General features: G+C 67.8%; 21 protein-coding genes. 11 read left to right on the plus strand and 10 right to left on the minus strand.

Annotated elements, in window-relative coordinates; translation table 11 throughout:
• The first annotated feature begins 6 nt into the window (after positions 1-6).
• Genes meaB through ABIC63_RS22960 form a run of 5 tightly spaced genes read left to right on the plus strand, consistent with a single transcriptional unit; the run spans position 7 to position 6,255 of the window.
• Entirely contained in the window at positions 7-1,113 is a 1,107-nt protein-coding gene (gene meaB / locus ABIC63_RS22940) for a methylmalonyl Co-A mutase-associated GTPase MeaB (RefSeq protein ID WP_354321502.1), read from the plus strand.
• The gene (locus ABIC63_RS22945; RefSeq protein ID WP_295523487.1) at positions 1,110-2,642 is read left to right on the plus strand and encodes an acyl-CoA carboxylase subunit beta; all 1,533 of its coding nucleotides are present in this window, start codon (positions 1,110-1,112) and stop codon (positions 2,640-2,642) included. Before meaB ends, ABIC63_RS22945 begins: the two co-directional genes overlap by 4 nt.
• Positions 2,643-2,662: 20 nt before the next feature.
• Complete coding sequence (locus ABIC63_RS22950; RefSeq protein WP_354321503.1) at positions 2,663-4,717, plus strand: acetyl-CoA carboxylase biotin carboxylase subunit; 2,055 nt, start codon at positions 2,663-2,665, stop codon at positions 4,715-4,717.
• A 24-nt stretch (positions 4,718-4,741) separates the two neighbouring features.
• Positions 4,742-5,770, plus strand: coding sequence for a biotin synthase BioB (gene bioB / locus ABIC63_RS22955; protein ID WP_354321504.1), 1,029 nt, complete (start codon positions 4,742-4,744; stop codon positions 5,768-5,770).
• Positions 5,767-6,255 carry a VOC family protein gene (locus ABIC63_RS22960; RefSeq protein ID WP_294373897.1) on the plus strand — a complete coding sequence of 163 codons (489 nt, stop codon included), beginning with the start codon at positions 5,767-5,769 and terminating at the stop codon, positions 6,253-6,255. The genes bioB and ABIC63_RS22960 overlap by 4 nt, the downstream gene beginning before the upstream one ends.
• Before the next feature lie 72 nt (positions 6,256-6,327).
• On the opposite strand, the gene ABIC63_RS22965 is transcribed toward ABIC63_RS22960, so the two are convergent.
• The 4 genes from ABIC63_RS22965 to ABIC63_RS22980 all read right to left on the minus strand — a co-directional run bounded on the left by ABIC63_RS22965 (position 6,328) and on the right by ABIC63_RS22980 (position 9,956).
• Complete coding sequence (locus tag ABIC63_RS22965; protein WP_354321505.1) at positions 6,328-6,963, minus strand: LysE family translocator; 636 nt, start codon at positions 6,961-6,963, stop codon at positions 6,328-6,330.
• A gap of 13 nt (positions 6,964-6,976) precedes the next feature.
• Positions 6,977-7,630 carry an RnfABCDGE type electron transport complex subunit B gene (locus tag ABIC63_RS22970; RefSeq protein WP_354321506.1) on the minus strand — a complete coding sequence of 218 codons (654 nt, stop codon included), beginning with the start codon at positions 7,628-7,630 and terminating at the stop codon, positions 6,977-6,979.
• 20 nt (positions 7,631-7,650) lie between these two features.
• On the minus strand, positions 7,651-9,174 hold the full coding sequence (locus tag ABIC63_RS22975; RefSeq protein ID WP_354321507.1) for a polyhydroxyalkanoate depolymerase: 1,524 nt from the start codon (positions 9,172-9,174) through the stop codon (positions 7,651-7,653).
• Between the two features lie 158 nt (positions 9,175-9,332).
• Positions 9,333-9,956, minus strand: a complete 624-nt coding sequence (locus ABIC63_RS22980) for a YitT family protein (protein ID WP_234192105.1) — start codon at positions 9,954-9,956, stop codon at positions 9,333-9,335.
• Between the two features lie 286 nt (positions 9,957-10,242).
• Between ABIC63_RS22980 and ABIC63_RS22985 the strand changes: the two genes are divergently transcribed.
• From ABIC63_RS22985 to ABIC63_RS22995, 3 genes are all read left to right on the plus strand, one after another.
• Positions 10,243-10,458: a hypothetical protein gene (locus tag ABIC63_RS22985; protein ID WP_294373881.1), complete on the plus strand. Its 216-nt coding sequence runs from the start codon at positions 10,243-10,245 to the stop codon at positions 10,456-10,458.
• A gap of 202 nt (positions 10,459-10,660) precedes the next feature.
• A complete protein-coding gene (locus ABIC63_RS22990; RefSeq protein ID WP_017760725.1) occupies positions 10,661-10,972 on the plus strand; it encodes a glycine zipper domain-containing protein in 312 nt (103 codons plus the stop codon).
• 49 nt (positions 10,973-11,021) lie between these two features.
• A complete protein-coding gene (locus ABIC63_RS22995) occupies positions 11,022-11,726 on the plus strand; it encodes a phage holin family protein (protein WP_294373876.1) in 705 nt (234 codons plus the stop codon).
• Positions 11,727-11,784: 58 nt separating this feature from the next.
• Here ABIC63_RS22995 and ABIC63_RS23000 read toward each other — a convergent pair whose 3' ends face one another.
• On the minus strand, positions 11,785-12,846 hold the full coding sequence (locus tag ABIC63_RS23000) for a quinone-dependent dihydroorotate dehydrogenase (RefSeq protein WP_354321508.1): 1,062 nt from the start codon (positions 12,844-12,846) through the stop codon (positions 11,785-11,787).
• A 42-nt stretch (positions 12,847-12,888) separates the two neighbouring features.
• Between ABIC63_RS23000 and rpiA the strand changes: the two genes are divergently transcribed.
• A complete protein-coding gene (gene rpiA, locus ABIC63_RS23005) occupies positions 12,889-13,575 on the plus strand; it encodes a ribose-5-phosphate isomerase RpiA (protein WP_354321509.1) in 687 nt (228 codons plus the stop codon).
• A 30-nt stretch (positions 13,576-13,605) separates the two neighbouring features.
• On the opposite strand, the gene ABIC63_RS23010 is transcribed toward rpiA, so the two are convergent.
• The 5 genes from ABIC63_RS23010 to ABIC63_RS23030 all read right to left on the minus strand — a co-directional run bounded on the left by ABIC63_RS23010 (position 13,606) and on the right by ABIC63_RS23030 (position 20,605).
• Positions 13,606-14,259, minus strand: a complete 654-nt coding sequence (locus tag ABIC63_RS23010) for a glutaredoxin family protein (RefSeq protein ID WP_354321510.1) — start codon at positions 14,257-14,259, stop codon at positions 13,606-13,608.
• The gene (locus ABIC63_RS23015; protein WP_354321511.1) at positions 14,256-16,331 is read right to left on the minus strand and encodes a M3 family metallopeptidase; all 2,076 of its coding nucleotides are present in this window, start codon (positions 16,329-16,331) and stop codon (positions 14,256-14,258) included. Before ABIC63_RS23015 ends, ABIC63_RS23010 begins: the two co-directional genes overlap by 4 nt.
• Positions 16,332-16,428: 97 nt before the next feature.
• Complete coding sequence (gene folD / locus ABIC63_RS23020) at positions 16,429-17,283, minus strand: bifunctional methylenetetrahydrofolate dehydrogenase/methenyltetrahydrofolate cyclohydrolase FolD (RefSeq protein ID WP_354321512.1); 855 nt, start codon at positions 17,281-17,283, stop codon at positions 16,429-16,431.
• An 86-nt stretch (positions 17,284-17,369) separates the two neighbouring features.
• The gene (locus tag ABIC63_RS23025; RefSeq protein WP_043115575.1) at positions 17,370-17,993 is read right to left on the minus strand and encodes a response regulator transcription factor; all 624 of its coding nucleotides are present in this window, start codon (positions 17,991-17,993) and stop codon (positions 17,370-17,372) included.
• 17 nt (positions 17,994-18,010) lie between these two features.
• Positions 18,011-20,605 carry a PAS domain-containing sensor histidine kinase gene (locus tag ABIC63_RS23030; protein ID WP_354321513.1) on the minus strand — a complete coding sequence of 865 codons (2,595 nt, stop codon included), beginning with the start codon at positions 20,603-20,605 and terminating at the stop codon, positions 18,011-18,013.
• A gap of 191 nt (positions 20,606-20,796) precedes the next feature.
• Here ABIC63_RS23030 and aceE point away from each other — a divergent pair, with 191 nt between their 5' ends.
• Positions 20,797-23,511, plus strand: coding sequence for a pyruvate dehydrogenase (acetyl-transferring), homodimeric type (gene aceE, locus ABIC63_RS23035; RefSeq protein WP_354321515.1), 2,715 nt, complete (start codon positions 20,797-20,799; stop codon positions 23,509-23,511).
• A gap of 44 nt (positions 23,512-23,555) precedes the next feature.
• Positions 23,556-25,250, plus strand: a complete 1,695-nt coding sequence (gene aceF / locus ABIC63_RS23040) for a dihydrolipoyllysine-residue acetyltransferase (protein ID WP_354321516.1) — start codon at positions 23,556-23,558, stop codon at positions 25,248-25,250.

A 25,250-nucleotide genomic window follows, 5' to 3' on the forward strand; every position in this document is an offset into this window, starting at 1 on the left:
GTCCGCATGGGAGCGCCATTCAAGGTCTCGGTCGAGGCCATCATTGGCCTAGCTGGCCCTGCCCAGCGTCGCGCCATGGCCAAGGCCATCACGCTGCTCGAATCGACCCGCGCCGACCACCGCGCCCAGGCCGACGAGTTGCTCACGGCGCTGCTGCCCCACACCGGCCAGAGCTTCCGCCTCGGCATCTCGGGCGTCCCAGGTGTCGGCAAGTCCACCTTCATCGAGGCCCTGGGCCTGCACCTGATCGAGCACGGCCACCGCGTGGCGGTGCTCACCATCGACCCGTCGTCCACTGTGTCGGGTGGCTCGATCCTCGGCGACAAGACGCGCATGGAGCGTCTCTCGGTGCACGAGCAGGCGTACATCCGCCCCAGCCCCTCGTCGGGCACGCTCGGCGGCGTGGCCGAGAAGACGCGCGAGGCCATGCTGGTCTGCGAGGCCGCGGGCTATGACGTGGTGATCGTCGAGACCGTGGGCGTGGGCCAGAGCGAGACGGCCGTGGCCGGCATGACAGACATGTTCGTGCTGCTGCAACTGCCCAATGCCGGTGATGACCTGCAGGCCATCAAGAAGGGCGTGATGGAGATCGCCGACCTGGTCGTCATCAACAAGGCGGACATCGATGCCGATGCCGCCACCCGTGCGCAGGCGCAGATCACCTCGGCGCTGCGGCTCTTCGGCCATCACGGCAACCCGCAGCATGTACAGGCGATGCACGACGCGCACACCGGCGCCGAGGTGCGGCACTGGCTGCCGCGCGTGATGCAGCTCAGCGCCCTGACGGGCGCCGGCGTGGATCGCTTCTGGGCCGCCGTGACCGAGTTCCGCCAGTTGCAGACGGCCAATGGCCGACTGGCCGCGCGCCGCGAGAAGCAGGCCCTGGCCTGGATGTGGGAGCGCATCGAGGCCGGTCTGCGCCAGGCCTTCCGCCAGCATCCTCGGGTACGCGAACAACTTGCACGCGTCTCGGTGGAGGTGGCTGCCGGCCGCGTGGCCGCCTCCACCGCGGCGAGGCAACTGCTTGCACTGGCCGCGCAAGCCCCATCGACCGAACCCGGGACGGCGCCCGACGCGCCGCCCGTCTCAACCCCAACCGACAGGACACCATGAAGGACATCCTCGAAGAACTCGAACGCCGCCGTGCGCAGGCGCACCAGGGCGGCGGCCAGAAGCGCATCGACGCGCAACATGCCAAGGGCAAGCTCACGGCGCGCGAGCGCATCGAACTGCTGCTGGACGACGGCACCTTCGAAGAATGGGACATGTTCGTCGAGCACCGCTGCACCGACTTCGGCATGGCAGACAACAAGATCCCAGGCGATGGCGTGGTCACCGGCTACGGCATGATCAACGGCCGGCTGGTGTTCGTCTTCAGCCAGGACTTCACCGTCTTCGGCGGCGCGCTCAGCGAGGCCCACGCCGAGAAGATCTGCAAGGTGATGGACCAGGCCATGAAGGTCGGCGCACCCGTCATCGGCCTCAACGACTCGGGTGGCGCGCGCATCCAGGAGGGCGTGGCCTCGCTCGGCGGCTATGCCGATGTGTTCCAGCGCAACGTCATGGCCTCGGGCGTGGTGCCGCAGATCAGCCTGATCATGGGCCCCTGCGCCGGCGGCGCGGTGTATTCGCCGGCCATGACCGACTTCATCTTCATGGTGAAGGACTCCAGCTACATGTTCGTCACCGGCCCCGAAGTGGTGAAGACGGTGACGCACGAGAACGTCACGTCCGAGGAACTGGGCGGCGCCGTCACCCACACCACCAAGAGCGGCGTGGCCGACCTGGCCTTCGAGAACGACGTGGAGGCGCTGATGATGCTGCGCCGCCTCTACAACTACCTGCCGTTGTCCAACCGCGAGAAGCCGCCGGTGCGCCCCAGCGGCGATCCGGCCGACCGGGCCGACCTCTCGCTGGACACGCTGGTGCCCGACAACGCCAACAAGCCCTACGACATGAAGGAGCTGATCCTCAAGGTCGTGGACGACGGCGACTTCTTCGAGCTGCAGCCCGACTACGCCAAGAACATCGTGATCGGTTTCGCGCGCATGGAAGGCCAGAGCGTGGGCATCGTCGCCAACCAGCCGCTGGTGCTGGCCGGCTGCCTGGACATCAAGAGCTCCATCAAGGCGGCGCGCTTCGTGCGCTTCTGCGATGCCTTCAACATCCCGGTCGTCACCTTCGTGGACGTGCCCGGTTTCATGCCCGGGACCAGCCAGGAATACGGCGGCATCATCAAGCACGGGGCCAAGCTGCTCTATGCCTATGCCGAATGCACGGTGCCGAAGATCACGGTCATCACGCGCAAGGCCTATGGCGGTGCGTACGACGTGATGGCCTCCAAGCACCTGCGCGGCGACGTGAACCTGGCCTGGCCGCGCGCAGAGATCGCGGTGATGGGCGCCAAGGGCGCGGTGGAGATCATCTTCCGCGAGGAGAAGAAGGACCCCGAAAAGCTCGCCGCCCGCGAGGCCGAATACAAGGCCCGCTTCGCCAATCCCTTCGTGGCCAGCGCGCGCGGCTACATCGACGACGTGATCCTGCCGCACGAGACGCGCAAGCGCATCTGCCGCAGCCTGGTGATGCTGCGCGAGAAGAAGCTGGAGAACCCGTGGCGCAAGCACGGGAACATTCCTCTTTGATGAGCCCCGGAGCGCTACACATGTTCAAGAAGATCCTGATCGCCAACCGCGGCGAAATCGCCTGCCGCGTCATCAAGACCGCCCGCAAGATGGGCATCGCCACCGTGGCCGTGTACTCGGACGCGGACCGCGACGCCCGCCATGTGGAACTGGCTGACGAGGCCGTGCACATCGGCGCGGCGCCCTCGCGCGAGTCCTACCTGATGGCCGACCGCATCATCGAGGCCTGCAAGAAGACCGGGGCGGAGGCCGTGCACCCGGGCTACGGCTTCCTGTCGGAGAACGAGGCCTTCGCCAAGCGGGTGGAGGAAGAGGGCATCGTCTTCATCGGCCCCAAGCACTATTCCATCGCGGCCATGGGCGACAAGATCGCCTCCAAGAAGCTGGCGAACGAGGCCAAGGTCAACACCATTCCCGGCTACAACGAGGCCATCGACACGCCCGAGCAGGCGGTGGAGATCGCCAAGGGCATCGGCTATCCGGTGATGATCAAGGCCAGTGCTGGCGGCGGTGGCAAGGGCCTGCGTGTCGCCTTCAACGACAAGGAGGCGCTGGAGGGCTTCACCTCCTGCCGCAACGAGGCCCGCAATTCCTTCGGAGACGACCGCATCTTCATCGAGAAGTTCGTGGAGCAGCCGCGGCACATCGAGATCCAGGTGCTGGGCGACAGCCAGGGCCACGTCATTTACCTCAATGAGCGCGAGTGCTCGATCCAGCGCCGCCACCAGAAGGTCATCGAGGAGGCGCCGTCGCCCTTCATCAGCGATGCGACGCGCAAGGCCATGGGCGAGCAGGCCGTGGCGCTGGCCAAGGCCGTGAACTACCAGTCCGCCGGCACGGTGGAGTTCGTGGTCGGCAAGAACCAGGACTTCTACTTCCTGGAGATGAACACGCGCCTGCAGGTGGAGCACCCGGTCACCGAGTGCATCACCGGGCTGGATCTGGTGGAGCTGATGATCCGCGTCGCGGCCGGCGAGCCGCTGCCATTGACCCAGGCCGACGTGAAGCGCGACGGCTGGGCCATCGAATGCCGGATCAACGCGGAAGACCCGTTCCGCAACTTCCTGCCCTCGACCGGCCGGCTGGTGAAGTTCCAGCCGCCGGCCGAATCGCTGTCGGCCTCCGAGCCAAATGCGCCCGACGCTTATGGCGTGCGCGTGGATACGGGCGTGTACGAGGGGGGCGAGATCCCCATGTACTACGACTCGATGATCGCCAAGCTCATCGTGCACGGCCGCGACCGCGCGCATGCCATCGCGCTGATGCGCGAGGCGCTCAACGGCTTCGCGATCCGCGGCATCCACAGCAACATCCCCTTCCAGGCGGCGCTGCTGGCGCATCCCAAGTTCGTCAGCGGTGACTTCAACACCGGCTTCATCGCCGAGCACTATGGCCATGGCTTCCGGGCCGAGGACGTGCCGCACGACGACCCCGACTTCCTTGTCGCCCTGGCCGCCTATGCGCACCGCCGCTATCGTGCGCGCGCCTCGGGCATCAGCGGCCAGCTGGCGGGCCATGGCGTGAAGGTGGGTGAGCAGTTCGTGGTCGTCACGCTGGCCGCAGACGGCGAGCATCGCCACACGCCGGTGAGCGTGACCGACTTCCAGGGCGCCACGGGCGCGAGCGCGGTGCAGGTCGGGAGCCGCAGCTACCAGCTCGAAAGCCGCTCGCCGCTCGGCGGCATCCGCGTCGAAGGGCGCGTGAACGGCCAGCCGTTCACGGCCCAGGTCGAGCGCGGAGCCGGCAAGAACCCGCTGGCCCTGCGCGTGCAGCACAACGGCACGCAGATCGAGGCCATGGTGCTGTCCCCGCTGGGTGCGCGCCTGCAGTCGCTGATGCCCTACAAGGCACCGCCGGACATGAGCAAGTTCCTGCTCTCGCCCATGCCCGGGCTGCTGGTGGACGTCGCCGTCAAGGAAGGCCAACAGGTGCAGGCCGGCGAAAAGCTCGCCGTCATCGAGGCCATGAAGATGGAGAACGTGCTTTTCGCGGCGCAGGACGGCGTGGTGGGCAAGATCACCGCCGGCAAGGGCGAATCGCTGGCGGTCGATCAGGTGATCCTGGAGTTCAACTGAATGGGCGTGCCTACGACCGAGCGCATGGCCACGACCCTTGAACGTCCCGTGGTGCTGCGCCGTGCGGCACCTGCGGCCTCGGGTGCCACCGCCCCGCGGTGGCGCGTCGAGGAGGTGCAGGCCCTGCTGGACCTGCCCTTCAACGAGCTGCTGTTCCACGCGCAGACCGTGCACCGCGAACATTGGCCGGCGGGCGACATCGAGCTGGCGACGCTGCTGTCCGTGAAGACCGGGGGCTGCCCGGAGAACTGCGGCTACTGCCCGCAGTCCTCCGAGTTCGACACCGGCGTCAAGGCGCAGAAGCTGATGAGCGTGGAAGAGGTCACCGCTGCAGCGCAGGCCGCCAAGGACGCGGGCGCCACGCGCTTCTGCATGGGCGCTGCCTGGCGCGCGCCCAAGGACCGCGACATCGAGAAGGTGGCTGAACTGGTGCAGGCCGTGAAGGGCCTGGGCCTGCAGTCCTGTGCCACGCTGGGCATGCTGGAAGCCCATCAGGCCCGGGCCCTGCGCGACGCCGGCCTGGACTACTACAACCACAACCTCGACACCGCGCCCGAGTACTACGGCGACATCGTCGACACCCGCACCTACCAGGACCGGCTCGACACCCTGGCCCATGTGCGCGCCGCCGGCATCAGCGTGTGCTGCGGCGGCATCGTCGGCATGGGTGAGGCGCCGGTGCACCGCGCCGGCCTGCTGGCGCAACTGGCCAACCTCGATCCCTATCCGGAGTCGGTGCCCATCAACAGCCTGGTGCGCGTGCCGGGTACGCCGCTCGCCGACAGCGATCCCATCGATCCGCTGGACTTCGTGCGCGTGATCGCTGTCGCGCGCATCCTGATGCCCAAGGCCCGCGTGCGGCTGTCGGCCGGCCGACAGCAGCTGGGCGACGCGGTGCAGGCACTGTGCTTCCTGGCTGGCGCCAATTCGATCTTCTACGGCGACAAGCTGCTGGTCACCGGCAATCCCGATGTGGAGGCCGACCGGCAGTTGCTGGCCAGGCTGGGTCTGCGCGGCCACGACGTGGCTGCCAATGAAGGAGCATGCGAATGAGCACCCAACGTCCGTTCAAGGTCCTGGGCGTCCAGCAGATCGCCATCGGCGGTATCGACAAGCGGCGCCTGGCCACGCTGTGGGTCGACATGCTGGGGCTGGAGATGACTGGCACCTTCAAGAGCGACCGCGAGAACGTCGACGAGGACATCTGCGCCATCGGCAGCGGTGCCTTCAAGGTGGAAGTCGACCTGATGCAGCCGCTGGACCCCGAGAAGAAGCCAGCCGTGCACACCACGCCGCTGAACCACGTGGGCCTGTGGATCGACGACCTGCCGCGCGCCGTGGAATGGCTGACGGCGCAGGGCGTGCGTTTCGCGCCGGGCGGCATCCGCCGCGGCGCGGCCGGCTTCGACATCTGCTTCCTGCATCCCAAGGGCAACGAGGAATTCCCCATCTCCGGCGAGGGCGTGCTGATCGAGCTGGTGCAGGCACCGCCGGAGGTGGTGAAGGCCTTCGGCGCGCTGGCGGCGAGCGCTGGCTGAGGCCGCCCGCGCCGTCCTGGGCGGCAGACAAGCGCTGGTGCGCAGGTTGTTTGCCTACCGGTGGCGGTAGTCTCAGACGCCGGGGCGGCGCCAGAGGGCGAGCGCGCCTGCAAGCAGCCACATGCCTGCGCCGCAGCCCTTGTTGAGCCATTGCAGGCTGCGCTTCGACAACCAGCGCACGACCTGCGTCCCCGCGCCGGCGTAGGCGAGCATCACTGCCGTGTCGATGGCGATGAATACGCAACCCAGGACGAGGTACTGCGCTGCCTGAGGCGCATGCACGTCCACGAACTGCGGCAGGAAGGCTGCGAAGAAGAGCAGGGCCTTCGGATTCGTCAGGGCCACTGCCAGGCTGCGCAACAGGGCCTTGCTGCCCTGGGCCGGACCGTCGGGTGTGGCGGCGATGGCGGTGCGCAGGTCGGGCGCGGCGCTGCGCCACATCCTGAGGCCAAGCCACGCCAGGTAAAGCACCCCTGCCACACGCAGCGCATCGAAGACCCAGCGGGAGGCCGCCAGGATCGAGCCAAGGCCCAGCGCCACGACGCTGATGACCACCGTGCTTCCAAGGCTTGCACCGGCGATGCCCCACGCAGCCCGCCGCATGCCGCCTGCAATCCCGTTGGACAGGGCCAGCAGCATCGTCGGGCCCGGGGTGATCGCGAGGATGGCGGAGGTCAGCGCGTAGAGGGCGAGGGTGTCCGCAGCCATGCCTCTGGCGTGCTCAGTGGTGCGAGCTCGGCTGCCGCGCGGCGCGGGCGCGGGCCATTGCCGCCTCGACGGCACGGCGTTTGCGTTCCGCGGTCTCATCCGGCATCTGCTGCGACCCCTGCGTCGCGGGCGCATTGTCGGGCGGCGACTGACCAGCAACCGCGTTCCCCATTTCCAGCCGATGTGTGCGCGCAAGGTATCGCTGGCGGGCATGGTCCGCCTGCTTCTGTGACCAAGCGGCCCAGCCGCTGAGGCCAGGCGTGACCACTTCCAGGCCGATGCAATCCACCGGGCACACCGGCACGCACAGTTCGCAGCCCGTGCAGTGGGCTTCGATCACGGTGTGCATGCGCTTGTGGAACCCCAGGATGGCGTCCGTGGGGCAGACCTCCAGGCAGCGTGTGCAGCCGATGCACCAGGCTTCATCGATCACGGCCAGGGTTCGGGGCCCCTCGCTGCCGCATTCGGGGTCGAGTGGGCGTTCGTCCCGGCCGAGCAGTTGCGCCAGCCGCCGCACGCCCTCGGCGCCGCCCGGTGGGCAGCGGTCGATGTCGGCGCTGCCATCGGCCATTGCCGCCGCATAACCGGCACAGTCCGGGTAGCCGCATCGGGTGCACTGCGTCTGGGGCAGGGCGTCGAGCAGGCGGTCCCTATGCATGCGGGGCATGGGCTTCGCAGGTTCGTTGCTCAGGCGCGGGTGCGCCGGCGTGCGGGGGACTTGCGGGGAGCAGCGTCAGCTGCCGACGGCGAGGCGGCTGCCACAGGCGGCGGCTCGGCCATCTTGCGGGCGGGCTGTGACGTCTTGCGGACGGCCGCCTTGCGGGGCGCCGGGGCCGCTGCAGAAGGGGCGGGCGCTGCTTGCTCGGCCGGCACAGCGGCGGGCGTGATCGCACGTGGGGGGCGGCGGCGAACATCTTCCGCGGCCAGCGGAGCGTCATCGCGCGTCTGGGGCTGGTCATGCGCGGCGATGAAGGCGCGCACCTTCGGATAGACCCTCTCGCGCCAGCGGCGGCCGCTGAAGATGCCGTAGTGGCCGGCGCCGGCGACTTCGTAGTGCTCGCGGTGCTCCGCGGGGATCTGCGTGCACAGGTCGTGTGCGGCACGGGTCTGGCCCGAGCCGGAGATGTCGTCCAGTTCGCCTTCCACGGTCAGCAGCGCCGACTGGCGGATGTCCTGTGGCCGCACGCGCTCGATCTGGCCTGCCTCGTTGCGCACGTCCCAGGTGCCATGCACCAGCTTGAACTCCTGGAAGACGGTGCTGATCGTCTCCAGGTAGTAATCCGCATCCATGTCGAGAACGGCGTTGTACTCGTCATAGAACTTGCGGTGGGCCTCGGCGCTGGCATCGTCGCCCTTGACCAGATCCTTGAAATAGTCGTAGTGGCTGGTGGCGTGGCGGTCGGGGTTCATCGCCACGAAGCCGGTGTGCTGCAGGAAGCCGGGGTAGACCCGGCGCCCTTCGCCAGGAAAGCCCTGCGGCACGCGGTAGATGACGTTGTTCTCGAACCACTCGAAGCTCTTGTTCGTCGCCAGGTTGTTGACGGAGGTCGGTGAGCGGCGCGCGTCGATGGGGCCGCCCATCATCGTCATCGTGAGCGGCGTGGCCTCGCCGCGGCTGGCCATCAGCGAGATGGCCGCCAGCACGGGCACCGTCGGTTGGCAGACGCTCATCACATGGCAGTTGCCGTACTCGGCTTGAACGTGGCGGATGAATTCCTCCACGTAGTTGATGTAGTCGTCCAGGTGGAACTCGCCGTCGGACAGGGGCACCGTACGGGCGTTCTTCCAGTCGGTGATGTAGACCTTGTGGCCCTGCAGCATGGTGCGCACGGTGTCGCGCAGCAGCGTGGCATAGTGGCCCGACAGGGGCGCCACGATCAGCACGACCGGCTGGCTCTTGAGCGTGGCCAGCACCGCCGGGTCGTCCGTGTAGCGCTTGAAGCGGCGCAGCTGGCAGAAGGGCTTGTCGATCTCCACGATCTCGTGGATCACCACGTCGGCGCCGTCCACCTCGACGGACTGGATGCCGAACTCGGGCTTCTCGTAGTCCTTGCCCAGTCGGTAGAGCAGGTCGTAGCCGGCGGCCACCCGCTGGGCCATCGGCAACTGGCTGAACATGGAGCCGTTGCCATAGAGCTTGGAGACGGCCCGTGCGAAGTCCGCAAAGGGCTCCATCAACGAGCGCTGGGCTTCATAGAGGTGGTACAGCATGGGGTCTGGAGGCGCAAGTTTCGCTGCGCCGCAATATAGCAGCGGGTCCTGACGTGAGGGCGCGCGGGCGGCTGCGGCAGTGGCGCCGCGCGGCACAAGTCGCGGATCAGGATGTGAAAGGGGCGCCCGCGTCCTTGAACGCCGCAGAAATCGGGCGTTCAGCTGCCGACGTAGCGGCCCGGCCGGTGGTTGATCCAGAGGAACCCGCCCATCACCACGGCGCCGAGGATCGACCAGCCGACCCGTGCCGGCTCCACCACGAACAGGGCGGCCAGCAGCACGGCGCAGTCGATGGCCAGTTGCACCTTGCCGGCCCGCCAGCCGCGGCGCTCCTGCAGATAGAGCGAGATGACCGTGGCTCCGCCCAGGCTGGCCCGGTGGCGGGCCAGGAACAGGCAACCTGTGCCCAGCATCAGGCCGCCGAACACGGCGGCGAAGGCCGGGTGCAGCGCCTGGATCGAGATGAAGCGGGGCGCCAACTCCGTCAGCACGGACAGCAGCAGCACCGCCGCAAAGGTCTTGACGGTGAATTCGCCGCCCATCTGCTTCCAGGCAAAGCCGTAAAAGGGCAGATTCAGCAGGAAAAACCCCTGTCCGAGCCCGATCCCGGTGGCGTAGTGCAACAGGAAGGCCGCACCGGCGGTGCCGCCCGTGAGCAGACCCGCCTGGCCGAAGAGCACCAGCGCCATGGCCACGAACAGCGTGCCGGCGCACAGGGCCTGGATATCCTCGAAACGGGAATGGCGCAGCGACGGCAAGGGAGGGCGACCGGAGATGTCCATGGGGGGATGCTACGCAAGAAGTGCGCCGAGTGCCTTCGCTTCCGAATGAAATTTACGGATTGCAATCCGGGAAATCCACGACTTGCGCCGCCGACGGCACGGCTTGCCAGAAATGACCTTCATGCCCGTGGGTGACCCTGCCTCAGGCAATGGTTTTGCCTGCTGACACGTCTTGGCGCGCAACGCCCGGCCTGTAGGCGCCGGCGAGGGGCAACAGTGTGGTCACCCCGTAAGAAAGTCCGCTGTGACCGCCTTGCCCAGAGCCGACCATTGAAGGAGTTCGACCGTGATGCTGCAAGTCTCTGCCCGCCTGTCCACGATGAGCACGCCGCCGGCCGACCCGGCCGAATTGCCGGTCCAGCCCGACCGCGGCACGCCACCGACGCCCGGGCAGTTGCCCCCGTCGCCGGTGGTGCCGGCCATGCGTGGCAAGGTGTCCCTGCGCATGCGGGTGCATCACTCCTTCATGCGTGCCGCCGCCTTCAGGTGGCGCACCCTCTGAGCGCCGGCGCCATCGTCGGGCCAGCTTTGTGCTGGCCTAACAGGTGGTGAATGCCGACGCAAGCCGGGTCACTAATGCCGACCGTGTGCCTGTCCGTGGGCAATGTGATGCGATGCGGGGATTAATATCCTTCCATACCGCCTTCAGGTGGTCTTCGTTGTCGGCGCGTCGCCGATGTCCTGAATACGAGGGAAGGTATTCCATGTCCGTCACCCAGAATCTCGAAGCCGCTGCCAACGCCGTGGTCGAAGACCTTGCCAGCGATGTCCGCGGCGTTCTGTCCAACAAGGACCTCGAAGGCGTTCCCCAGCTCAAGGCGCTGAAGCAGCGCGTCGACACCAAGCTCGCGATCGCCCGTGAGCTGGCCGCCGAGAAGAGCAAGGTAGCGGCCAAGAAGGCCAAGGAGGCTGCCCAGACCGCCAATGCCTATGCGCACGATGAGCCCTGGCAGATCGCCGGTGCGGCCCTGGCCGTCGGCGTGCTGGTGGGCCTGCTGATCGGCAGCCGCCGTTGATGGCGACCATCCTGAGTCGCCACCCGCGCCCCTGCGGAGGAGGTCGGGCATGAGCCGACTGCTCGACATGCTGGGCCTGGGTCCGCGGCTGCGGCGCTGGAAGGCGGCCGGTGCGGAGGCCGCACTGGGTGTCCATGACCGTGCGCAACTGGCGGGCCTCGCCTGGCAGGATGCCCGTGCGCCGCTGGCGCAATCGGCGCTGCTGTCGGCGCTGCTGGCCCTGGTCAGTGTCGTGGTGGGTGTCGTTCTTTCGGCGGCCGTGGTCGTCCACTACTGGGATGGCCCGTTTCGTGTCCGCGCGGCCTGGTGGGTGGCTCTGGCGTGGACTGTCGTCTGGGTCGTGCTGCTGGCGTTGCTGCTGGCGCGGGTGAGGCAGACCTCGCAGGCCGTCCATCCCTTGGCGCAGGAACTGCGGCGCGACCTGTCCGGCGGTGCAGAGCCCGACGCCGCCCCGGCGCGGCCCGATCCCGTTCAGGTCGCGGCGATGCGTGAAGAAGTCCTGGCCCGGATCGCCGAGCAGCGCGCGCGGCGGGCGTTGTTGCAGGAGCGCCGTGCGGCCGCCGAGGCCGAGGCCGCAGCCCGTGCTGCAGCGCAACCGCCAACGCAGCCTCTGTCGGCCACTGCCATGCGCATGGCGCGTGAGCATCCCATCGCGACCGGTGCCGCAGCCGCTGCCATGGTTGCGGTGCTGGGCCCGCGGCGGCTGGTCCGCTGGGCCGGCTGGGCATTGCCGATCCTCTGGAAACTGCGCTGAATGCCGCCGAGGCCGGCCCCAGCGCCGGTCTCGCGCTTTTTTCCGGCCGCCGTGTAGGTCAGCGGGCGCCGCGCAGCGCCTTGGCCACCTCGGTCACCAGGCCCGGACCGCGGTAGATCAGACCCGTGTAGATCTGCACCGCATCGGCGCCCGCGGCGATCTTGGCCTGCGCATCGGCACCGCTCAGGATGCCGCCGACGCCGATGATCGGGAAATCGGCGCCCAGCGCTTCCCGCAGTTGCCGGATCACGCGGTTGCTCGCTTCGCGCACCGGTGTCCCGGAAAGCCCGCCCGCTTCCTGCCCATGCGGCAGCCCTTGCACCGCATCGCGCGCGAGCGTGGTGTTGGTGGCGATCACGCCGTCCATCCCCTGGCGACGCAGAGCGCCGGCAATGACGGCCACCTGCGCGTCTTCCAGGTCAGGGGCGATCTTCAGGAAGATGGGCGTGCGCTTACCGGTGCGCTCGTGCAACTGCGCCCGCCGGTCGGCCATCGCTCCCAGCAAGGCGTCGAGCGCCTCGTCGCTCTGCAGGCTGCGCAGGTTGGCCGTGTTGGGGCTCGAGATGTTGACGGTCACGTAGTCCGCGTGGGCATAGACGCCGTCCAGGCAGGCGAGGTAGTCGTCGGCAGCCCGCTCGATCGGCGTGCTCGCGTTCTTGCCGATGTTGAGTCCGAGCAGCATCGGCAGGCCGCCGCGGCGCTGGCGGAAACGCGCGCGCTTCACGTTGGTCACGAAGCTGTCCAGGCCTTCGTTGTTGAAGCCGAGCCGGTTGATCAGGGCCTCGGCCGCCGGCAACCGGAACATGCGGGGGCGCACATTGCCCGGCTGCGCCCGGGGGGTGACCGTGCCCACCTCCACGAAGCCGAAGCCCATCGCCGCAAAGGCGTCGATGCAGCGGGCATTCTTGTCCAGGCCCGCGGCCAGTCCCACGCGGTTGGGCAGGCGTAGGCCCGCCAGTTCGATGGGGTCTTCCACCCGCCTGGCCGTGTACAGCGCGGCCAGGGGCGTGTTCTGCGTCCTTGCCAGTTGCGCCAGCGTCAACTCGTGGGCCGCTTCCGCATCCATGCGAAACAGGAAGGGGCGGGCAAGGCCGTAGAGGCCGGGGGCGGGAGCGGGCATCTGATAATTCGCGTTTTTTCGGACAACCCAGGATTCTCCCCGATGCCCAACGCCGCCATGACCCAGGATGAACTCAAGGCCCAGGTGGGCCGCGCCGCCCTCGACCACGTGGTCCGGGGCGAGATCGTGGGCGTTGGCACGGGCTCCACGGTCAACAAGTTCATCGAGGCGCTCGCCACGATCCGCGACCAGATCAAGGGCGCCGTGTCCAGTTCGGAAGCCTCGACGCAGCGCCTGAAGGCCCTGGGCATTCCCGTGTTCGACAGCAACGAGGTCGATGAACTGGCGGTCTACATCGACGGGGCGGACGAGATCGATGGCCGCGGCTACATGGTCAAGGGCGGGGGCGCGGCGCTGACCCGCGAGAAGATCGTCGCGGCCCAGTCGCGCCGCTTTGTCTGCATCGCGGACGCCTCCAAGCGCGTGGAGGTGCTGGGCCGCTTTCCGCTGCCGGTGGAGGTGATCCCGATGGCGGCGCGCCGAGTGGCGCGCCAGTTTGCGGCCCAGGGCGGCACGGCCACGCTGCGCACGAAGGACGGCCAGCCGCTGGTGACGGACAACGGCCAGCACATCCTGGACGTGAACGGCCTGTCGATCCGTGAGCCGCTCGCCTTCGAGTCGGAGGTCAACCAGTGGCCGGGCGTGGTCACCGTGGGCGTCTTTGCGCACCAGAAGGCCAGCCTGTGCCTGCTGGCCACGCCGGAAGGCGTGCAGACGCTGCGCTACTGACCGCCAGCCGGGGCACTCCCGCCTCGGTGCTTAAAAGCGGATGCCTGCCGGATTGGCAGGCGTCGGCCCGATTGGTGGCGGGATGATGGGCGCTGGCGCTTCGGGGGCCGCCGGCACAGCGGGTGTGGCTACGGGTGCAATGAGCGGACGGGCCTGGGGCGGGGTGTACCCCGGCGGCAGACTGTTGCGGCCCGGATAGCCGGCCGCATCGAGATACTGCGACCACTGGGCATCGGCATAGCCGCGCAGCTGCTGGCTGCCGATGGCCAGCAGCGGCAGGCCGGTCTGGCCGCTGAGGCGCTGCAGCGCCTCGATCTCCAGATTGGTATTGACCGTGCGCTCCTGGAAGGGGATGCCGCGGCTGCGGAGCATGGAGCGCCCTTCATCGCAGGGGGCGCAGTCCCGCTGGGTATAGAGCGTGACCGGGTAGCGTTGCGCAAGCTGCCGCAGCTCGAAGGGCAGGGCTGCGGCGCCCGTGTCGATGTCGTTGCCGCTGGGCGCTTCGACCGGCCGGGCGGCCGTGGAGGGCGCACGGTCCGAGAAAGTGACCCGGCCCTGCGCGTCGATGGAGCGGTACAGGGGCTGGGCGCACGCCGCGCCCCACAGCCCGGCGGCGGCCAGGCCCACAGCGAGCAGCCACGCAGTCCGGCGGCGCAGGGCGGGGGCGGTAAGCGCGGCGCTCACGCCAACGCTTCTTCTGCGAGCGGCTCGCTCATGCCCTGGTGGCGCAGCAGGGCGTCGATGCTCGGCTCGCGGCCACGGAAGGCTTTGAACGATTCCATCGCGCTGCGGCTGCCGCCCGCTTCCAGGATCGCTTTGCGGTAGCGGCGGCCGGTCTCCACGCTGGGCAGGCCCTGGGCATCGACCGTCTCCTCGAAGGCCGCATAGGCGTCGGCCGACAGAACCTCGGCCCACTTGTAGCTGTAGTACCCGGCCGCATAGCCGCCCGAGAAGATGTGGGTGAACGTCATGGGCGTGCGGCTGAATTCGGGCGAGGGCAGCACGGCCACCTCGGCGCGCACTTCGTTCAACAGCGCCATCACGGCGCCGGGCTTGGCTTGGCTGGCGTCGAGCTGGGTGTGCAGCAGCATGTCGAACAGCGCGAACTCGATCTGGCGCAGCGTCTGCATGCCGCTCTGGAAGTTCTTGGCGGCGATCATCTTGTCGTAGAGCGCGCGGGGCAGCGGCGCACCGGTATCGACATGGGCCGTCATGTTCTGCAGCACGTCCCATTCCCAGCAGAAGTTCTCCATGAACTGGCTGGGCAACTCCACGGCGTCCCACTCCACGCCGCTGATGCCCGAGACGTCGTGCTCGTTCACCTGCGTCAGCATGTGGTGCAGGCCGTGGCCGAACTCGTGGAAGAGGGTGATCACGTCGTCGTGCGTGAGCAGCGGCGGCTTGCCGTCCACGCCCTCGGCGAAATTGCACACGAGGTGCGCAACGGGCGTCTGCAGCCGCTGGTCGTCGGGGCGCAGCCAGCGTGCGCGCACGTCATCCATCCAGGCGCCGCCACGCTTCGCCGCGCGGGCCGAGGGGTCCAGGTAGAACTGGCCCACCTTCTGCGCGCCCTGGGGCGTCTGACGCTCGATACGGTAGAAGACCACGCTCGGATGCCACACCGGTGCCTCGTCGCGGCGGATCTGCACCTCGAACAGGTTCTGCACGATCTTGAAGAGGCCGTCGAGCACCTTGGGCGCCGGGAAGTAGGGCTTGACCTCCTGCTCGCTGAAGGCGTAGCGGGCTTCCTTCAGCTTCTCGCCGACGTAGCTCCAGTCCCAGGGCTGCGGATCGGTGATGCCCAGTTCGCGGCTGGCGAAGTCGCGCAGCTGCACCACGTCGCGCTGGCCGTAGGGTTTGGCCTTGGCCGCCAGGTCGCGCAGGAAGCCGATCACCTGCTCGGGCGATTCCGCCATCTTGGGCACCACCGACAGTTGGCCGAAGTTGCGGTAGCCCAGCAGTTGCGCCTCTTCCTGGCGCAGCTTCAGGATCTCGAGGATGAGCGGGGTGTTGTCGAAGGCCGGGTCGCCGAACTCGCTGGCGCGGGTGACATAGGCGCGGTAGAGGCGTTCGCGCAGCGCGCTGCTGCGCGCGAACTGCATCACCGGCAGGTAGCAGGGCATCTTGAGCGTGAGCTTGTAGCCGGCCTTGCCGTCAGCCTCTGCCGCGGCGCGCGCGGCGGCCACCACGTCTGCTGGTACACCGTCCAGGTCGGACAGCTCGGCATAGAAGGCGAAAGCGTCGGTGGCGTCCAGCGCGTGCTCGCTGAACTTCTGGCTGAGCTCGGCCTGGCGTTCCTGGATCTCTGCATAGCGCTCGCGTGCCGCGCCTTGCAACTTGGCGCCGCCCAACACGAAGTTTCGCATCGCATTGGCGTGGGCCTTGCGCTGCTCGGCGTTGAGGGTGGCGACGTCGATGGCCTTGTACTTGGCGTAGAGGCGCTCGTCTGCGCCCAGGCGCGTCCAGAAGGCGGTGACGCGCGGCATGGCCTCGTTGTAGGCCGCCCGCAGCGCAGGCGTATCGGCCACGGCGTTGAGATGCCCTACGGCGCCCCAGGCGCGGCCCAGGCGCTCGGTGGCCACGTCCAGGACCCGGGCAATGGCGCCCCATTCGGCGGGGAAGGCGGGGGCCGTGACCTGCTCCAGTGCCGCTTCGGCCTGCTGCAGCAGCGCGTCGATGGCGGGGGCCACATGTTCGGGCTGGATGCGGTCGAACAGGGGCAGATCGGAGAAGTCGAGCAGCGGATTGGAGGTCATGCTGCCGATTTTGAGGCAAAGCCCGGCGCTTCAAGCGGCGGACATCGCCATGGCCGCGATGCAGGCCGGCTATTGCGGCCCCGGCATCCGCGGCGGCTCAGGCTGCGGCGACGCGCTCGGCGGATTCGAGCGTGTTGACCAGCAGCATGGTCACCGTCATGGGGCCGACACCGCCGGGAACCGGCGTGATCCAGCCGGCCACCTCCTTGACGGCCGCGAAGTCCACGTCGCCGCAGAGCTTGCCCTGCTCGTTGCGGTTCATCCCCACGTCGATGACGATGGCGCCCGGCTTGACCATGTCGGCCGTCACCGTGTTGCGCCGGCCCACGGCGGCCACCACGATGTCGGCCTGGCGCACATGGTGGGCCAGGTCGGCGGTGGCGCTGTGGCAGATGGTGACGGTGGCGTTCTTGGCCAGCAGCATCAGCCCCATCGGCTTGCCCACGTTGTTGCTGCGGCCGATGACCACCGCATGCTTGCCTTTGATGGGCACGCCGGTGCTCTCCAGCAGCTTGATGCAGCCGTAGGGTGTGCAGGACCAGAAGCCCGGCAGGCCGGTCATCAGCGCGCCGGCGCTGGCCACGTGGAAGCCGTCCACGTCCTTCTCGGCCGCGATGGTCTCGATGACCTTGTCGGCATCGATGTGTTTCGGCAGCGGCAGTTGCACCAGGATGCCGTGGATCGCCGGATCGGCATTGAGGGCGCGCACCCGCTCCAGCAGGTCCGCCTCGGTCATCGTGGCCTCGTAGCGCTCCAGCACCGAGTGCATGCCGGCCTGCTGGCAGGCCTCGACCTTCTTGCCGACGTAGACCTGGCTGGCCGGGTCTTCGCCGACCAGGATCACCGCCAGGCCCGGCGTGATGCCGCGGGCCTTGAGGGCGGCAGTGCGCTCGGCCACTTCGGCGCGGATCGTGCGGGCCACGGCATTGCCGTCGATGAGTTGTGCGGTCATGGGATGTGCTGGAAAGTGGAATGAAAAACGCCCGCGGCCAAGGCCGAACGGGCGTGATGAAGGAGCGGTGGGGCGAGCTGCCGGCGTCAGGCCTTCGCGGTCTGGCCCAGGGCGATCTTCAGCAGATCGGCCACCGTGTTGGCGTTGAGCTTTTCCATGATGTTGGCGCGGTGCGCCTCCACCGTCTTGATGCTGATGCCCAGGTCGTCGGCGATCTGCTTGTTGAGGCGGCCGGCGACGATGCGCTCGAGCACCTGCGATTCGCGGCCAGTGAGCTTGGACAGCAGGGCGTCGCGGCTGGCCGATTGCTGGTACTGCGCGAAGGCGGTGCGGGCGTGTTCGAGCATGCGCTCGACCAGCGACACCAGGGCTTCTTCGTTGAAGGGCTTCTGGATGAAGTCCATCGCCCCCTTCTTCATCGAATCGACCGCCATCGGCACGTCGCCGTGCCCGGTGATGACCACGATGGGCAGCGGCGATTTGCGCTCGATGAGCTTGTCCTGCAACTCAAGCCCCGACATGCCGGCCATGCGGATGTCGACGATCAGGCAGGCCACTTCGCGCGGGTCGTAGCGGGCCAGGAAGGACTCGGCGGATTCGAAGCAGCGGACCCGGTAGTCCTTGCCTTCGAGCAGCCACTGGAGCGAGTCGCGGACGGCCTCGTCGTCGTCCACCACATAGACCGTGCCCTTCTTGGGGATCAAACTCATGCGCTTACCTTTGCCTCTCAGGAAATCGAGGAGCCTGCGCCGGCCTTGCCTGCCGCGGCGGGCGGTTGGCCGGTGGCGGTCCAGTCGGGGGAACGGTCGTCGGTCGCTACGGAATCCGGAGCGCCGTCCACTGGAATCCAGAAGGAGAAACGGCAGCCGACGACCTCCGATCCATTGTAGAGGTTCTCCGCCTGCATCCTGCCCCTGTGCGACTCGACGATGCTGCGGCACAGGTTGAGCCCGATGCCCATGCCTTCGGCCTTGGTAGAGAAGAAGGCCTCGAACAGCCGCTCCATCACCTCGGGCGCCAGGCCCTTGCCGGTGTCCTGAACGGCGAACTCGATGGCCTGGTGACCCTCGACCTTGCGCGGCACGACACGCAACTCCACCGTACGGCGCGCCGGCGGGCGCTGGGCCATGTCGATGGACTCGGCGGCGTTCTTCATCAGGTTGACCAGCACCTGCTCGATGAGGATGGGGTCGACATGCACCGTCGGCAACCGTGCCGCCACATAGTGGTTGAGCCGCACGTTGCGGCGCTTGAGCTCGATGCCGGCCAGCTCCACCGCCTCGCTCACCATGGTGGCCACCTCGGCGGGCGTGCGGTTGGGCTCGCTGCGTTTCACGAAGGTGCGGATCCGCTGGATGATCTGGCCCGCCCGCTGCGCCTGCTTGACCGTTTTTTCCAGTGCGCCCAACAGGGCCTCGGTGTCGATCTGCTGGCCGCGGATGCGCGACATCATGCCGTTGCAGTAGTTGCTGATGGCGGCGAGCGGCTGGTTCAACTCGTGCGCCACGCTGGAGGCCATCTCGCCCATCGTGATCAGGCGGCTGGCGGACTGGGCCCGGTCGGCCTGCTGGGCGGCTTGTTCCTCGGCGTCGCGGCGGGCGGTGATGTCGGTGGCGATCACCAACTGCGCCAGGCGGCCGTCCACCCAGGTCAGGTAGCGCGAGCGCACCTCCAGCCACTTGTTGAGGTGCGGCACGAAGATCTCGTTGTTGGCCAGTTGGGCGGCCGTGAGCGCGTCGGTGGGCAGGCCGGCCAGCGGGTCGACGTCGTCCAGGTCGTTCCCGTGGCTGGGCGAGGGCGCGGCCCCGGCCTGCGCGACCATGCCCAGGTGGCCCACCGTGTCCGAGCCGAACCAGGCCCGGTACATCTTGTTGGCGAAGAGCAGTTCCTCGCTGCCCAGCGGCGCCACCGACACCGAGGCGTCCAGCGCCTCCAGCACGGTGGTGAAACGCTCGTGGGAGGCTGACAACTGCTCGCGGATACGGGTCGGCTCCGTGATGTCGGTCATCGACGTCATCCAGCCCGTCTGGTGGCCATGGGCGTCGACCAGTGGCGACACATACAGCCGGGCCGGGAAGATCGTGCCGTTCTTGCGCCGCACCCGCACCTGGAAGCCGCCCGGCAGCGCCCGGCCGTGGATCTCTTCCTCCAGGCGTTCGTTCATCAGCTCGGTGTCCGACTCCAGCCAGTAGGGGAAGGGCGGCTTGCGGCCCACGAGCTCTTCCTCGCTCCAGCCGGTCATGGTGCAGAAGGCGGCATTGACATAGCTGATGCTGCCGTCCAGGTCGAGAACGCGCATGCCGGTCAGCATCGAGTTCTCCATCGCACGGCGGAAGTTCGTCTCCGCCTGCAGGGCCTGCTGGGCCGCCATGCGCCGTCGGGTGTGCCGCCAGGTACCGATCAGCAGGCCGCTGGTGAGCACCGACAGCGCCGCCACCAGCCAGAACAGCCCGTTGCCGATCAGTCCGAGGGAGGTTCGCCAGGCCTGCGCGCGCAGCACGAGGCTGTTGCCGACCGGGGAGACGGGCACCTCGTACTCGTTGGTGGGCTCCGCCCACGGCAGAGGCCGGGATTCGGCCGGGCTGCGGCTGTTGGTCGTTGTGCCGGCCAGCAGCTTGCCGGTACTGTCCAGCAACGAGACGGCGTACTTGGCAGAGACCTCGGGCGGAATGCCATAGCGCAGAAGCCCATCGACGGAGAACTCGCCCAGCACGGTGCCCGCGAACAGGCCCTGGTCGAACAGCGGAATGTGCAGCTGCAGCGGCGCGGTGCGGTCGCCCGTGGCGTTGGGCTGCGAGTAGACCGGCTGGGCTAATTCGCGCGCGAGCGCGTAGTGGGTCTCGATGTCGCCTGGCCGCAGCAAGTCGCCGGCCATGTGCTGCTGTGCAGGCGGCACGCTGGGCGAGGCATAGGTTGCGCGCCAGACCCGCCGGTCGTCGATCCAGCTGACCGACTGCAGCTCCGGGAACTGGCTGACCAGCGACTCGGCGCGGCTGGTGAATTCGATGGCGTCGACTTCATGGTTGCTGGCGTCGCGCGCCAGGCGCATCAGCTGCTCCTGCCGCTCCAGAAGGCGCAGGCGCAGCCGCTGCTGCGCATATTCGACATCGCGGCGCACGGATTCGCGTTCGCGCTCCAGTTCCTCCGCACGCAGATACCAGAAGGCCGCCACGATGGCGGCCAGGAACAGCAGCACCGCCGCCATCGGCACCAGCATCGCCACACTGTCCTGCAGCGGCGGGGTCTGGCGTTTCCACCAGCGTTGCCACCACGACACGAGTGGGAGAGGATGGCCGGCGGTGGGCTCGGGGGGAGGACGCATCGCGCGAGTTTAGAAGAGCGCCTGCCCGGCAATTTCTGCTGCAAAGCAGCATGAATTTCGTATTAAGAAACGCCATGGCACCATTTGGAATCGCCATTTTTTTATGAGACACTGCGCCGCCCGCGCGATGCGGCCTTTCTTCCTCTCTCAATTAACGTACGCCACGTACACACCGATTCAAGGAGACCCGGATGTCGGCCAACCCCGAGAAACCCACTGGCGCCGCAGCAAACGAAGCTGACGTGCAGGAGATGCAGGAATGGAAGGACGCGCTGTCTGCCGTCATCCAGAACGAAGGCGCCGATCGGGCGCATGCCCTGCTCGAAGAGCTGCTGGAGCATGCGCGCCAGAACACGGTGGACATGCCTTTCTCGGCCAATACAGGCTATGTGAACACCATCGAGCCCAGCGAGGAAGCCCGCAGCCCCGGCAACCTCGAGATCGAGCAGCGTCTGCGCGCCTACATGCGCTGGAATGCCATGGCCATGGTGGTCAAGGCCAACCGCCACCATCCGCCCGAGGGCGGTGACCTGGGCGGCCACATCGGCTCCTTCGCCTCGCTGGCCAGCATGTTCGGCGCCGGTTTCAACCACTTCTGGCACGCCGAGACCGAGAACCACGGCGGTGACCTGCTCTACATCCAGGGCCATGTCTCGCCCGGCATCTATGCGCGCGCCTACCTCGAAGGCCGCCTCACCGAAGAGCAACTGCTGAACTTCCGCCAGGAAGTCGACGGCAAGGGCCTGTCCAGCTATCCCCACCCCAAGCTGATGCCGGAGTTCTGGCAGTTCCCGACGGTGTCCATGGGCCTGGGCCCGCTGATGGCCATCTACCAGGCGCGCTTCCTCAAGTACCTGCATGCCCGCGGCATCGCCGACACCGCCAACCGCAAGGTCTGGGTCTTCTGCGGCGACGGTGAAATGGACGAGGTCGAATCGCTGGGCGCCATCGGTCTGGCCGCGCGCGAGAACCTCGACAACCTGATCTTCGTCATCAACTGCAACCTGCAGCGCCTGGACGGCCCGGTGCGGGGCAACGGCAAGATCATCCAGGAGCTCGAAGGCGAATTCCGCGGCGCCAACTGGAACGTCATCAAGCTCATCTGGGGCAAGGGCTGGGACGCCCTGCTGGCCAAGGACCATGACGGCGCCCTGCGCAAGATCATGATGGAGTGCAACGACGGCGACTACCAGGCCATGAAGGCCAACGACGGCGCCTACGTCCGCAAGCACTTCTTCGGCCGCGATCCGCGCACGGCCAAGATGGTCGAGCACATGACCGACGACGAGATCTGGAACCTGCAGCGCGGCGGCCATGATTCGCAGAAGGTCTACGCCGCCTTCCACGCCGCGCAAAACCACACCGGCCAGCCCACCGTGCTGCTGGTCAAGACGGTCAAGGGCTTCGGCATGGGCAAGATTGGCGAGGGCAAGAACACGGTCCACCAGACCAAGAAGCTGGGCGACGAGGACATCAAGGCCTTCCGCGACCGCTTCAACATCCCGATCCCCGACAGCCAGATCGCGGACCTGCCCTTCTACAAGCCGGCCGACGACACGCCGGAAATGAAGTACCTGCACGAGCGCCGCAAGGCACTGGGCGGCTACCTGCCGCACCGCCGCACCAAGGCCGACGAGAGCTTCACCGTGCCTTCGCTCGACACCTTCAAGGCCGTGCTCGAGCCCACGGCCGAAGGCCGCGAGATCTCGACCACCCAGGCCTACGTGCGCTTCCTGACGCAGCTGCTGCGCGACAAGGCCCTGGGCCCGCGTGTGGTGCCCATCCTGGTCGACGAGGCCCGCACCTTCGGCATGGAAGGCCTGTTCCGCCAGGTCGGCATCTACAACCCGCATGGCCAGCAGTACACCCCGGTCGACAAGGACCAGGTCATGTACTACAAGGAAGACAAGGCCGGCCAGATCCTGCAGGAAGGCATCAACGAGGCCGGTGGCATGTCCAGCTGGATCGCCGCCGCCACCTCGTACAGCACGAACAACCGCATCATGGTGCCGTTCTACGTGTACTACTCGATGTTCGGCTTCCAGCGCATCGGCGATCTGGCCTGGGCGGCCGGCGACATGCAGGCCCGCGGCTTCCTGCTGGGCGGCACCTCGGGCCGCACCACGCTGAACGGCGAAGGCCTGCAGCACGAGGACGGCCACAGCCACATCCTGGCCAACACCATCCCCAACTGCGTCAGCTACGACCCGACCTTCGCGCATGAAGTGGCGGTGATCCTGCATCACGGTCTCAAGCGCATGGTGGAGAAGCAGGACAACGTCTACTACTACCTGACGCTGCTCAACGAGAACTACGCGATGCCCGGCCTGCAGCCCGGCACCGAAGAACAGATCATCAAGGGCATGTACATGGTCCGCCAGGCGCCGGCCCTGGACAGCAAGGCGCCGACGGCGCAGCTGCTGGGCAGCGGAACCATCCTGCGCGAATCCTTCTTCGCCCAGGAACTGCTGGAGAAGGACTGGGGCGTCGCCGCATCGGTCTGGAGCTGCCCGAGCTTCAACGAGCTGACCCGCGACGGCCAGGACGCCGACCGCTGGAACCTGCTGCACCCGACCGAGACGGCCCGCGTGCCCTTCGTCGCGGAGCAACTGGGCAAGACCACGGGCCCGGTGGTCGCGTCCACCGACTACATGAAGGCTTATGCCGAGCAGATCCGTCCCTTCATCCCGAAGGGCCGCAACTACAAGGTGCTGGGCACCGACGGCTTCGGCCGCTCGGATTTCCGTAGCAAGCTGCGCGAGCATTTCGAGGTGAACCGCCACTACATCGTGGTCGCCACGCTCAAGGCCCTGGCCGAGGACGGCGCCGTGCCGACGGCCAAGGTGGCCGAGGCCATCAAGAAGTACGGCATCAACGCCGACAAGATCAACCCGCTCTACGCGTAATCCACCCACGGAACTGAAACGCCTCGAAGGCGGGAGACACGAACATGGCAGCAGTGGAAGTGAAAGTGCCCGACATCGGCGACTTCGACGAAGTCGCGGTGATCGAAGTGCTGGTCAAGCCCGGTGACACGGTCAAGGCCGAGCAGTCGCTGATCACGGTCGAATCGGACAAGGCCTCGATGGAGATTCCGTCGTCGGCCGCCGGCGTGGTCAAGGAAGTCAAGGTCAAGGTCGGCGACAAGGTCAAGGAAGGCTCGATCGTCCTGATCCTGGAAGGCGAGGGCGAGGGCGAGGGCGCTGGCGCGCCGGCCGCACCGGCTGCAGCGCCGGCCGAGGCCGCCGCGCCCGCCCCGGCGCCGCAGGCCGCGCCCGCGCCGGCACCAGCCGCCGCGGCGCCGGCTGCGGCCTCGGGCCCGGTCGAGATCAAGGTGCCCGACATCGGCGACTTCAAGGACGTCGCGGTGATCGAGGTGCTGGTCAAGCCTGGCGACGTGGTCAAGGCCGAGCAGTCGCTGATCACGGTCGAGTCGGACAAGGCCTCGATGGAGATTCCGTCGCCGGCCGCCGGCACGATCAAGGAACTCAAGGTCAAGGTGGGCGACACGGTCAACATCGGTGACCTGATCGGCATGCTGGAAGGCGCCGCCGGCGCCGCGCCCGCTGCCGGCCCGGCTGCACCCGCACCGGCACCGGCCCCGGCGGCGAGCCCGGCCCCCGCGCCTGCCCAGGCGGCCGCGGCGCCCGCACCGGCGGCTGCCAGCGTGCCTGCGCACGACCCGACCAAGACGCCGGCCACCGGCCTGCCGCATGCCTCGCCCTCGGTGCGCAAGTTCGCCCGCGAGCTGGGCGTGCCGCTGGAAGAGGTCAAGGGCAGCGGGCCCAAGGGCCGCATCACCCAGGAGGACGTGCAGGGCTTCACCAAGGCTGTGATGAGCGGCGCCACGCAGACGAAGGCGCAGGTGGCCAAGGCCCCGGCCGGCGGTGGCGGCAGCGCCGATGGCGCGGCCCTGGGCCTGCTGCCCTGGCCCAAGGTCGACTTCGCGAAGTTCGGCGCCGTCGAGCGCAAGGACCTGTCGCGCATCAAGAAGATCAGCGGCGCCAACCTGCACCGCAACTGGGTCATGATTCCGCACGTCACCAACAACGACGAAGCGGACATCACCGAGCTGGAAGCCTTCCGCGTCTCCACCAACAAGGAGAACGAGAAGTCGGGCGTGAAGGTCACCATGCTGGCCTTCGTCATCAAGGCCGTGGTCGCGGCCCTGAAGAAGTTCCCCGAGTTCAACACCAGCCTGGATGGCGACACCCTGGTCTACAAGCAGTACTTCAACATCGGCTTCGCGGCGGACACGCCCAACGGCCTGGTGGTGCCGGTGCTCAAGGACGCCGACAAGAAGGGCATCCTGCAGATCAGCCAGGAGATGGGCGAGCTGGCCAAGAAGGCCCGCGACGGCAAGCTGGGTGCGGCTGACATGCAGGGCGGCTGCTTCTCGATCAGCTCACTGGGCGGCATCGGCGGCACGCATTTCACGCCCATCATCAATGCACCCGAAGTGGCCATCCTGGGCCTGTCCAAAGGTCAGATGAAGCCGGTGTGGGACGGCAAGCAGTTCGTGCCGCGCCTGACGCTGCCGCTGTCGCTGTCGTACGACCACCGCGTCATCGATGGCGCCCTGGCCGCGCGCTTCAATGCCTACCTGGGTCAGCTGCTGGCGGACTACCGCCGCATCGTGCTGTAA

It is taken from the genome of Pseudacidovorax sp. 1753, from assembly GCF_040544975.1.
Lineage (GTDB): Bacteria > Pseudomonadota > Gammaproteobacteria > Burkholderiales > Burkholderiaceae_C > Xenophilus.

Coding starts and splice junctions, on each gene's coding strand:
- meaB (WP_354321502.1), top strand. CDS start 7: ATGGGAGCGCCATTCAAGGTCTCGGTCGAGGCCATCATTGGCCTAGCT.
- ABIC63_RS22945 (WP_295523487.1), top strand. CDS start 1,110: ATGAAGGACATCCTCGAAGAACTCGAACGCCGCCGTGCGCAGGCGCAC.
- ABIC63_RS22950 (WP_354321503.1), top strand. CDS start 2,663: ATGTTCAAGAAGATCCTGATCGCCAACCGCGGCGAAATCGCCTGCCGC.
- bioB (WP_354321504.1), top strand. CDS start 4,742: ATGGCCACGACCCTTGAACGTCCCGTGGTGCTGCGCCGTGCGGCACCT.
- ABIC63_RS22960 (WP_294373897.1), top strand. CDS start 5,767: ATGAGCACCCAACGTCCGTTCAAGGTCCTGGGCGTCCAGCAGATCGCC.
- ABIC63_RS22965 (WP_354321505.1), bottom strand. CDS start 6,963: ATGGCTGCGGACACCCTCGCCCTCTACGCGCTGACCTCCGCCATCCTC.
- ABIC63_RS22970 (WP_354321506.1), bottom strand. CDS start 7,630: ATGCCCCGCATGCATAGGGACCGCCTGCTCGACGCCCTGCCCCAGACG.
- ABIC63_RS22975 (WP_354321507.1), bottom strand. CDS start 9,174: ATGCTGTACCACCTCTATGAAGCCCAGCGCTCGTTGATGGAGCCCTTT.
- ABIC63_RS22980 (WP_234192105.1), bottom strand. CDS start 9,956: ATGGACATCTCCGGTCGCCCTCCCTTGCCGTCGCTGCGCCATTCCCGT.
- ABIC63_RS22990 (WP_017760725.1), top strand. CDS start 10,661: ATGTCCGTCACCCAGAATCTCGAAGCCGCTGCCAACGCCGTGGTCGAA.
- ABIC63_RS22995 (WP_294373876.1), top strand. CDS start 11,022: ATGAGCCGACTGCTCGACATGCTGGGCCTGGGTCCGCGGCTGCGGCGC.
- ABIC63_RS23000 (WP_354321508.1), bottom strand. CDS start 12,846: ATGCCCGCTCCCGCCCCCGGCCTCTACGGCCTTGCCCGCCCCTTCCTG.
- rpiA (WP_354321509.1), top strand. CDS start 12,889: ATGCCCAACGCCGCCATGACCCAGGATGAACTCAAGGCCCAGGTGGGC.
- ABIC63_RS23015 (WP_354321511.1), bottom strand. CDS start 16,331: ATGACCTCCAATCCGCTGCTCGACTTCTCCGATCTGCCCCTGTTCGAC.
- folD (WP_354321512.1), bottom strand. CDS start 17,283: ATGACCGCACAACTCATCGACGGCAATGCCGTGGCCCGCACGATCCGC.
- ABIC63_RS23025 (WP_043115575.1), bottom strand. CDS start 17,993: ATGAGTTTGATCCCCAAGAAGGGCACGGTCTATGTGGTGGACGACGAC.
- ABIC63_RS23030 (WP_354321513.1), bottom strand. CDS start 20,605: ATGCGTCCTCCCCCCGAGCCCACCGCCGGCCATCCTCTCCCACTCGTG.
- aceE (WP_354321515.1), top strand. CDS start 20,797: ATGTCGGCCAACCCCGAGAAACCCACTGGCGCCGCAGCAAACGAAGCT.
- aceF (WP_354321516.1), top strand. CDS start 23,556: ATGGCAGCAGTGGAAGTGAAAGTGCCCGACATCGGCGACTTCGACGAA.